Origin of the sequence: Streptomyces sp. HNM0574 (assembly GCF_012726235.1) — a bacterium.
Classification (GTDB): domain Bacteria; phylum Actinomycetota; class Actinomycetes; order Streptomycetales; family Streptomycetaceae; genus Streptomyces.
Genome location: NZ_JAASAH010000031.1, coordinates 1 through 8,613, shown reverse-complemented (window position 1 = coordinate 8,613; position 8,613 = coordinate 1). Strand labels below are relative to the sequence as shown.

Genomic DNA, 8,613 nt, shown 5'->3' with positions numbered 1-8,613 from the left:
CCGGCCGGGCGCCGGCACCTCGGGCGCGGCCGGTGCGGTGACGCGTCCGACGGCGGCGGGGGCGGCGGAGCCGGCCGCCGAGACCGCGGCGCGCTGCGGCGTCGGCTTGGGCTCCGGCGTGGGGTTGGGCTCGGTGGTCGCGTCCGGCGAGACGGCCTGGGCCGGCGCCTGCGTCGACAGGTGGCCCGGGGGCTGGGTCCGGCGCCGGGTCACCGGCCGCGGGGTGCGGTTGACCGTACGGTGCCGTCGGCCCTTCTGGTTGCGCTTGCTCATAAAGTGGCGAACTCCATCCCGTATGTCGGAGTTGGGCGGTCCGGAGATGCAACCCGCTGCGCGCGGCTCCGGTTACGCCTCACTCCGCCAAACGGCCACTCCTCCGGCTCTCCCCGCGCGGCTCGCTTCCGTCCCGCGCCGGGCCGGGGTCACTCCTCGCGTTCCCGGTCCTGCCGTACGTCCGGCTGCCGGACCTCCGGGCCCAGCTCGTCGACGACCAGGTGGCTCTGGTCCATCCGTCCGGCGCGGTAGGCGGCGCGGCCCACCATGTGGGCGGCGACGGGGGACGTCACCAGCTGGAACGAGCCGACCAGGACGAGCGTCGCGATGTCCGTGGCCGTGCGGACCCACAGCCCCGCGCCGAGGAGGACGAAGAGGAGGCCGAGCGACTGCGGCTTGGTGGCGGCGTGCATGCGCGTGAGGACGTCGGGCAGGCGCAGCATCCCGATCCCGGCGAGGAGGCTCAGGAAGGCCCCGGCCAGGAGGCAGACGGCGCCCGCGACATCGGCGGTCGCTCCCCAGTTCACCGCGCCTCCCCCTCTCCCGGACGCCGCCCCGGAGCGGAACCGGAATCGGAAGCGGAGGCGGGTTCCGGGTCGTCGGCCGCCGCGCTGCCCGCCTCGTCGCGCAGCGCGAGGAAGCGGGCGACGCCCACGGAACCGGTGAAGCCGAGGAAGGAGAGCACCAGCAGGACCGGCAGGTAGAAGGGGATGCGCTGGGTGGCGGTGTGGATGCCGACGCCCGCCATGAGGACGGCGACGAGCGCGTCGAGCGCGACGGCCCGGTCGAGGGTGGAGGGGCCCCGGGCCAGCCTGATCACCACCATCACGCCGGAGGCGACGAGCATGGCGGCGACCACGGTGAGGATCACGTCCACAGTCCTGGCTCCTTCCTGGCGGTCTCGTACGCGGCGAGGGCCTCGATGTCGGCGCGGGTGCCGAAGGCCCGGACGACGCGGGCCTCCAGGCGGAGCACCTCGTGCCGCGCCCGTTCCCGTTCCGCCTCCTCGCCCGCGCCGAGGACGTGCAGGTAGAGGGTGCCGGTGGCGCGGTGGACGTCGAGGACGTTGCTGCCGGGCACGGCCGCGACGGCGACGGCGGTGCCGGTGAGCATCAGGTCGCTGGGGCAGCGCATGCGGACGGCGAGGACGGCGCAGGGCGGGACGCCGGGGCCGAGGATGTAGCGGCTCAGCCGCCAGCTGGAGACCAGCATGTCCAGCCCGAAGCGGAGGACGAACCGGAGGATGCCGACGGGCCGCAGCCGCACCTGCGTCTCGATCGGCGGCAGCGGGAAGACGGCACAGACGACGACGCCCGCGATGATGCCCGTCACCGCGTTGGCGACGGTGACGGTGCCCCAGAGCAGGATCCACAGGACGGTCAGGCCCAGCACCATCGGCCACTGGGCGGCCCGGAACCGCCCGAGCCCGGTCGGCTGGCGGTGCGGCGTCACACTGGTGCGGTGGGTGGTCATTCGCCGAGCACCGCCGTCACGTAGGGGGTCCGGGCGACGATCTCAGCGGCGACCCGGTCGGTCAGTCCGAACAGCGGTCCCGCGAGGACGGTGAAGGCGAGTCCGAGCCCGACCAGGGCGATGGTGGGCCCGGTCATGGCCAGCGGCAGGGTGCGGGTGGTGGTGATGGCCTGCCCGCCGAAGGTGGACGCGCCGGAGTGCCCGGCGGGCACGAGCTCGGCCCCGCTCTCCTGCCCCGGGCCCCGCTCGGTGCCGGAGCGGTGGACGTCCTCGCCGGCGTACGGGCCCGCCATGACCGCCGCCGCTTCCGGGGGCCCGGTGACCGGGCCCGCCGGTACGGGCTCGCCCTCCTCGGTTTCCTCGGCGCCCGTCGGGCTCTCCACGTCGTCGGGTTCCGCCGTGTCGAGGACGGTGCCCTCCTCGGCGATCTCGGGTGGCGCCGCGCGCCAGAAGGCGAGGTTCCACACCTTCGCCATGGCGTACAGGGTGAGCAGGCTGGTGAGCGTGGCCGCGGCGACGAGGACGTACGCCAGGACCCCGCCGTCCTCGACGCCCGCGCGCAGCAGTCCGAGCTTGCCGAGGAAGCCGGAGAGCGGCGGGATGCCGGCGAGGTTCATGGCCGGGACGAAGAACACGGCGGCCAGCAGCGGTGAGAGCCCGGCGAGCCCGCCGAGGCGCTGTAGGTCGGTGGTGCCGCCCCGGCGTTCGAGGAGCCCGGCGACGAGGAACAGGGTGGTCTGGACGGTGATGTGGTGGGCGACGTAGAAGACGGCGCCGGAGAGCCCGTCGCGGGAGGCCAGCGCGATGCCGAACACCATGTAGCCGATGTGGCTGACGAGGGTGAAGGACAGCAGCCGCTTGAGGTCCGTCTGCGCCACGGCGCCGAGGATGCCGACGAGCAGCGAGAGCAGGCCGACGACCATCAGCACGTCCTCCAGCCGGTCGCCGGGGAAGAGCAGGGTCTGGGTGCGCAGCATCGCGTAGACGCCGACCTTGGTGAGCAGTCCGGCGAAGACGGCGGTGACGGGCGCGGGCGCGGTGGGATAGGAGTCGGGCAGCCAGGCCGCCAGGGGGAAGACGGCGGCCTTGATGCCGAAGACGATGAGCAGCGCGATCTGGATCTGGACCTGCACGCCCTCGGGGAGCTGGTCGAGCCGGGTGGCGAGCTGGGCCATCGTCACGGTGCCGGTCGCGGCGTAGACCATGGCGACGGCGACCATGAACAGCACCGAGGAGAGCAGGCTGACGATGGTGTACGTGGCGCCCGCGCGGATGCGGGTGCCGGTGCCGCCGAGGGTCAGCAGGACGTAGCTGGCGGTCAGCATGATCTCGAAGCCGACGTAGAGGTTGAACAGGTCGCCCGCGAGAAAGGTGTCCGAGACCCCGGCGACGAGAACCAGGTACGAGGGGTGGAAGACGGACAGCGGGGTGGCGTCCTCGCGGTCGGCCATGCCCTGCCCGATGGAGTACAGCAGCACGCACAGCGTCACGGCCGAGGAGATCACCAGCATCAGCGCGGAGAGCCGGTCGGCGACGAGCACGATCCCGACCGGCGGCGCCCAGCCGCCCGCGAACATCACCTGCGGCCCGTGCTCGTCGGCCGCGATCAGCATCAGCAGCGACACCGCCAGCACGACGGCGAGGACGAGGGTGCTGATGACCCGCTGGGTGCGCTGAAGACGTACGCCGATGGCCAGCTTCACCCCCGCAGCGAACAGCGGGAGGATCACGGGCAGCGGGACGAGCGCGGAGGCGACGGCCGCCTCGGGCCCCGGAGTCGCCGCGATCACCGGAGGGCCTGCCCGTGCTCGCGGGCCGGGGTGCGTCCTCGCGGGGTCACCGGTCGGCTCCCAGGATCGTCTCCCACAGGTCGTCCTCCTCCGTGTTCTCCTCGGCCCGTGCCTGCCGCGCCCGGTCGGTGCGGATCTCCTCCCGGGCACGGCGGCGGGCCTCGCGGTACTGGGCGCGCGCCTTGCCGAGCTGGCGGTAGGCGCGTACCTGGCGGGCCTGTTCCTCCTCCTCGGCGTGCAGCAGCGCGCGGTACGCCTCGCGGCGCTCGCGGTAGGTGGCGCGGAGCCGGTCGCGCTCCTCGACGTAGTCGGCTCGGCGGGCGACGCGGACGTCCTCGACGTCGTCCTGGACGTCGTCGGTCCCGGAGACCTGCCAGGCGCGGTAGGCGAGCGTCGCGAGGAACGCGGTCAGCGCGAGCGTGATGACGATGGCGGTCAGGATGAACGCCTCGGGCAGCGGGTCCGTCATGTCCTCGGGCAGCAGGCCCCCGTAGAGCAGCGGCGCCTCGCCCGCGGGGCCGGCGGTGGAGAGGATCAGCAGGTTGACGCCGTTCCCGAGCAGGACGACGCCGAGCAGGATGCGGGTGAGGGGCCTGGTCAGCAGCAGGACGGTGCCCGCGCCGAACAGGGTGCCGCCCGCGAGGACGACGGCCACGGTCTCGCTCATCCCTCTGCCTCCCCTGAGGTGTCGCGCCGCGCTCCGCCGCCCGGGGCGGGCGCGGGCCGGTGCGGGCCGCGGCGCTGAGTGCGGCGGAGCTCCTTCTCGACGCGGCGGTCGACCTCGGAGCCGATGCTGCGCAGGACGTCCAGGACGACGCCGAGGACGAGCAGGTAGACGCCGGTGTCGAAGAGCACGGGCGAGGCGGCGTGGAACTTCCCGATCAGCGGCAGGTACCCGTCGTAGCTGCCGGAGTCGAGCACCGCCTCCCCGAGGAAGAGACCCGCGAGCCCGGTGCCGGTCATGGTGAGCAGCCCGAGGCCGAGCAGGAAGCCCGCGTCGAACGGGGCCGCCGCGGCCAGTTCGTACCGCCCGCCCGCCAAGTAGCGGACGGCGAGGGCGAGTCCGGCGACGAGCCCCGCGGTGAAGCCGCCGCCCGGGAGGTTCTCGGCGCAGAAGAGCAGGTACAGGGAGAGCAGCACGATCGGGTGGAAGACGAGCCGGGCCACCACCTCGAAGATGACGGAGCGCCGCTCGGGGTCGAGGGTCGCGGAGGCGGCGAGCCAGGTGCGCCGGGGCGCGGCCCCGGTGACGTAGTCCGGCTTCTCGGGCGGCCTGGCCAGCGGCCAGACGTAGCGGTGGCCGCCGGTCGCGGTGCGGGGGCCCTCGACGACGGGGAGGCCGCCGGTCGTGTCGTACCCGGGCGCGGGCGGTGCCGGGCCGCCGGTCCCGGCCGCCTGGGCCTGGGTGCGGGGGCGGCCGCCGGCGGGCGGGACGGGGACGGGCGGCAGGTTGCCGGAACGGCGGCGCAGGTAGACGAGGCTGGTGACGCCGACGGCGGCGACGGCGAGGACGGCGGATTCGCCCATGGTGTCCCAGGAGCGCAGGTCGACCAGCGCGGTGGCGACGACGTTCTTGAGCCCGTCGTGCTCGGTGGCGGCGGTGAGTTCGGGCCCGACGGGATCGGTGAGCCGGGCCGTCCCCGCGACGTAGGTGAGCCCGGCCGCCAGGGTCCCGGCGGCGACGCCGAAGACGATCTGGGTGACCCGGCGCACCTGCCCGGAGCGGGCCCGCTCGGGGAAGCGCGCGGGCAGCCGCCGCAGCACGAGGACGAAGACGATGATGGAGACCGTCTCCACGGCGAACTGGGTGAGCGCCACGTCCGGCGCCCCGTGCAGCACGTACAGCAGGCCCGTCCCGTAGCCGGTGACGCCCGCGAGGACGACGGCCTTCATCCGGTGGCGGGCCATGACGCACAGCAGGGAGACGCCGCAGACGGTCAGGGCGACGGCGAGCTGCGCGAAGGAGTCGAACCAGTGGACGTCCCACTCGCGTTGCCAGGGCCGGTCCACCGCGAGGGCCGCGCCCTGGGCGCCGACGAGGACGGCGAGCGCGGTGCCGAGGTAGACGGGCAGCGAGCCGCGTTGGACGCCGCCGGTGATCTGGAGGGAGAGCCGCTCCAGGGCCCACAGCGAGTGCGCGAAGACGTGTTCGCCGTCGGTGACGGCGAGTTGCTCGCCGATCCGGCCGAGCGCGTTCATGCCCAGGAAGGCCAGGGCGCCGACGGCCCAGGAGACGGCGGACAGTCCGAGGGCGGGGCCGAAGCCGTGCCACAGGGCGAGGTGGAAGTCGGACCCGGAGGAGGCGAAGCTGTCGGCGTACCCGGAGAACAGCGGGTCCAGGGCCGAGACGGCGGGCCCGAGCAGCAGCCCCGCGAGGGAGCAGAGCGCGGCGGGCGCCTGCAGGGCGAAGGGGATGCGGGCGACGGGGGTGTCGGCGCGGGGGCTGCCGTCGGGGGTGCGCTTGCGGGTGAAGGCGCCCCAGAGGAAGCGGAGGGTGTAGGCGGTGGTAAGTGCCGCTCCGGCGACGACGGCGGCGAGGGTCCACAGGTCGGTGGTGCTGCCGTGCAGCAGCGCGTCGACGGCGGCTTCCTTGGTGGCGAAGCCGAGCAGCGGCGGCAGCCCGGCCATGGAGGCCCCGGCGAGGACGGCGACGAGGCACAGCGCGGGGCGTGAACGGCCCAGCCCGGACAGCCGGTTGAGGTCGCGGGTGCCGGTGGCCTTGTCGACGATGCCGACGACGAGGAAGAGCGCGGCCTTGAACAGGGCGTGCGCCAGGATCATGGAGATCCCGGCGAGTGCCGCGTCCCGGCTGCCGGTTCCGGTGAGCAGGGTGAGGAAGCCGAGCTGGCTGACCGTGCCGAAGGCGAGGAGCCGTTTCAGATCGGTCTCGCGGAGCGCCCGCCAGCCGCCGAGGAGGAGCGTGACGGAGCCGAGGACGAGGACGAGCGGCCGCCAGGGCGCGACGTCGGCGAAGGCGGGCGCGAGCCGCGCGATCAGGTAGACCCCGGCCTTGACCATCGCGGCGGCGTGCAGGTACGCGGAGACGGGGGTGGGCGCGGCCATGGCGCCGGGCAGCCAGAGCGTGAACGGCCAGACGGCGGACTTGGACAGCGCGCCGACCAGGACGAGGACGAGCCCGGTGGCGACGGTGGCGCTCTCCTCGGGCGGGTTCGCGAGGATGCCGGAGATCCGGTACGTACCGGCCTCGTGACCGAGCATCAGGAAGCCGACGAGCATCGTGAGCCCGCCGAGGGTGGTGACGACGAGCGCCTGGAGCGCGGCGAGCCGGGTGCTGCGCTTCTCCGGCATGTGCCCGATGAGCAGGAAGGAGAAGACGGTGGTGAGTTCCCAGAGCACGTAGAGGACGACGAGGTCGTCGGCGACGACGAGCCCGATCATGGCGCCGGCGAAGGCGGTGAAGGTCCCGGCGAACTCCTCCAGGCGCGGCTCGCCCGGCGGGAAGTAGCGGGAGCAGTAGAGCATCACGAGCGCGCCGATGCCCCCGGCGATGAGCACCATCAGCAGCGAGAGCTGGTCGCACCGGAAGGCGAGCGAGACGCCCAAGTCGGGCATCCAGGAGTGGTTTTCGCCGGGGAAGCTGCCGCGGCTGACGGCCGCGTACTGCGTGGCCGCCCACACCGTCGCCGCGGCGGGCGCGAGCGCGAGGGCCAGGAAGGCTCGGGGGCCGAGCCACCGGACCAGCGGCCGGGCGCAGCAGGCCGCGGCGAAGTGGAGAACGATCAGCAACAGCACAGACAGATACTTGCACGCATGGTGACCCAAATGCCGCATATCAGGCATTCACCGCACGTCCGGCCCGACGCCCGTACGCGGGACGGTCGTGCGCGGGCGCCCCGGGCCCAACTCCCCTGCCGCACCAGCTCGTTCACCGGCGACACGCGGCGGCCCGCTGTCCACGGCCGCATCTCGGATGATGGAAGCGCCGTTGACGTGTGCAAGATCAGCGTGCTGTCATCTCCCCATGTTCCAGCCGTCCTTGACCCGCCGCCGCTGCGTCGACCTCGTGCGCGTCGCGGCCGCGATCTGTCCGGCCGGTCACTGACCGCGGGCCGTCCCCGGGCACACCCCGGCCACGGCCCCGCTTCCCCCGCCCCGCCTCCCGGGCCCTGCCGCGCGCCCCCGCGCCGCCCCACGTACCGCGACGCCTCGCGGTGCTCCCGTACGCCGTCCCGTCCGCGGGGCGGCCGCACGTCGTGCCGCGCGGTGGTCCGGTTCCCGCCTCCCTCATCTCCTGGAGCAGCCGTCATGGCGCATGTCCTCACCGTTTCCGGCAGTCCCTCCGCCTCTTCCCGAACGGCCGCGCTGCTGCGGCACGTCGGCGACCGCGTCGCCGAGCGGGGTCACCGGGTGACCCCGCTCGCCGTCCGTGACCTGCCGCCCGGCCCGCTGCTGTCCGCCGACGTCTCCGACCCGGCGATACGCGAGGCGGTCGCGGCGGTGGAGCGCGCCGACGCCGTCGTCGTCGGCACCCCCGTCTACAAGGCGTCCTTCAGCGGCGCGCTGAAGACCCTGCTGGACCTGCTCCCGCAGAGCGCCCTCACCGGCAAGACCGTCCTGCCGCTCGCCACCGGCGGCAGCCCGGCGCACGTCCTGGCCATCGACTACGGGCTGCGCCCCGTGCTCAGTTCGCTGGGCACGGACAGCATCCTGCGCGGCTGGTTCGTCCTGGACCGGCACCTCACCCGCGAGGCCGACGGTTCGGTGACGCTCGCGGCCGAGGCCGCGCAGGGCATCGACGACGCCGTCGACCGCCTGGCCCTCTCCCTCGGCGCCCACCCCGGCGTACCGGCGCCCCGCCCGGCCGTCGCCGCCTGACCCGGCCTCACCTGCCGTCGGCGGCTCCGACCGGACCGGCCGTTCCGGCCCGGTGCAGGCGGGCGGCGACGGTGTCGAGCAGCGGCGCGTACGTCCCGCCGCCCGGCACCGGCCGCCGCCCGCCGAGGCCCTCGGCCGCCGTGTCCAGGGCGCGCAGCAGCCCGGCGGCGGTGCCGGGCTGCGGGCCGCCGTGGTGGAGGCGTACGGCGCAGGCGGTGGCCGCGTCCACGACGCGTTCGGC

At 74.4% G+C, this 8,613-nt stretch carries 8 protein-coding genes and 1 pseudogene; 1 reads left to right on the top strand and 8 read right to left on the bottom strand.

Annotated features, from left to right (window positions below; genetic code table 11):
- The 7 genes and pseudogenes from HCC30_RS28145 to HCC30_RS28115 form a co-directional block, all read right to left on the bottom strand.
- Positions 1-273: pseudogene (locus HCC30_RS28145) on the bottom strand (hypothetical protein); the annotation flags it as partial.
- Between the two features lie 149 nt (positions 274-422).
- Positions 423-800 carry a monovalent cation/H(+) antiporter subunit G gene (gene mnhG, locus HCC30_RS28140; protein ID WP_169445749.1) on the bottom strand — a complete coding sequence of 126 codons (378 nt, stop codon included), beginning with the start codon at positions 798-800 and terminating at the stop codon, positions 423-425.
- A complete protein-coding gene (locus HCC30_RS28135; RefSeq protein ID WP_346776848.1) occupies positions 797-1,150 on the bottom strand; it encodes a monovalent cation/H+ antiporter complex subunit F in 354 nt (117 codons plus the stop codon). Before HCC30_RS28135 ends, mnhG begins: the two co-directional genes overlap by 4 nt.
- A complete protein-coding gene (locus HCC30_RS28130; RefSeq protein ID WP_169445748.1) occupies positions 1,141-1,746 on the bottom strand; it encodes a Na+/H+ antiporter subunit E in 606 nt (201 codons plus the stop codon). Before HCC30_RS28130 ends, HCC30_RS28135 begins: the two co-directional genes overlap by 10 nt.
- A complete protein-coding gene (locus HCC30_RS28125; RefSeq protein WP_169445750.1) occupies positions 1,743-3,533 on the bottom strand; it encodes a Na+/H+ antiporter subunit D in 1,791 nt (596 codons plus the stop codon). Before HCC30_RS28125 ends, HCC30_RS28130 begins: the two co-directional genes overlap by 4 nt.
- A gap of 49 nt (positions 3,534-3,582) precedes the next feature.
- The gene (locus HCC30_RS28120) at positions 3,583-4,203 is read right to left on the bottom strand and encodes a Na(+)/H(+) antiporter subunit C (protein WP_169445747.1); all 621 of its coding nucleotides are present in this window, start codon (positions 4,201-4,203) and stop codon (positions 3,583-3,585) included.
- A complete protein-coding gene (locus HCC30_RS28115) occupies positions 4,200-7,289 on the bottom strand; it encodes a Na+/H+ antiporter subunit A (protein WP_169445746.1) in 3,090 nt (1,029 codons plus the stop codon). The genes HCC30_RS28120 and HCC30_RS28115 overlap by 4 nt, the downstream gene beginning before the upstream one ends.
- Before the next feature lie 513 nt (positions 7,290-7,802).
- Here HCC30_RS28115 and ssuE point away from each other — a divergent pair.
- Entirely contained in the window at positions 7,803-8,372 is a 570-nt protein-coding gene (gene ssuE, locus HCC30_RS28110) for an NADPH-dependent FMN reductase (protein ID WP_169445745.1), read from the top strand.
- A 7-nt stretch (positions 8,373-8,379) separates the two neighbouring features.
- Here ssuE and HCC30_RS28105 read toward each other — a convergent pair.
- Positions 8,380-8,613: hypothetical protein (locus HCC30_RS28105; protein ID WP_206324435.1), on the bottom strand; the 234-nt coding region annotated here is incomplete at its 5' end.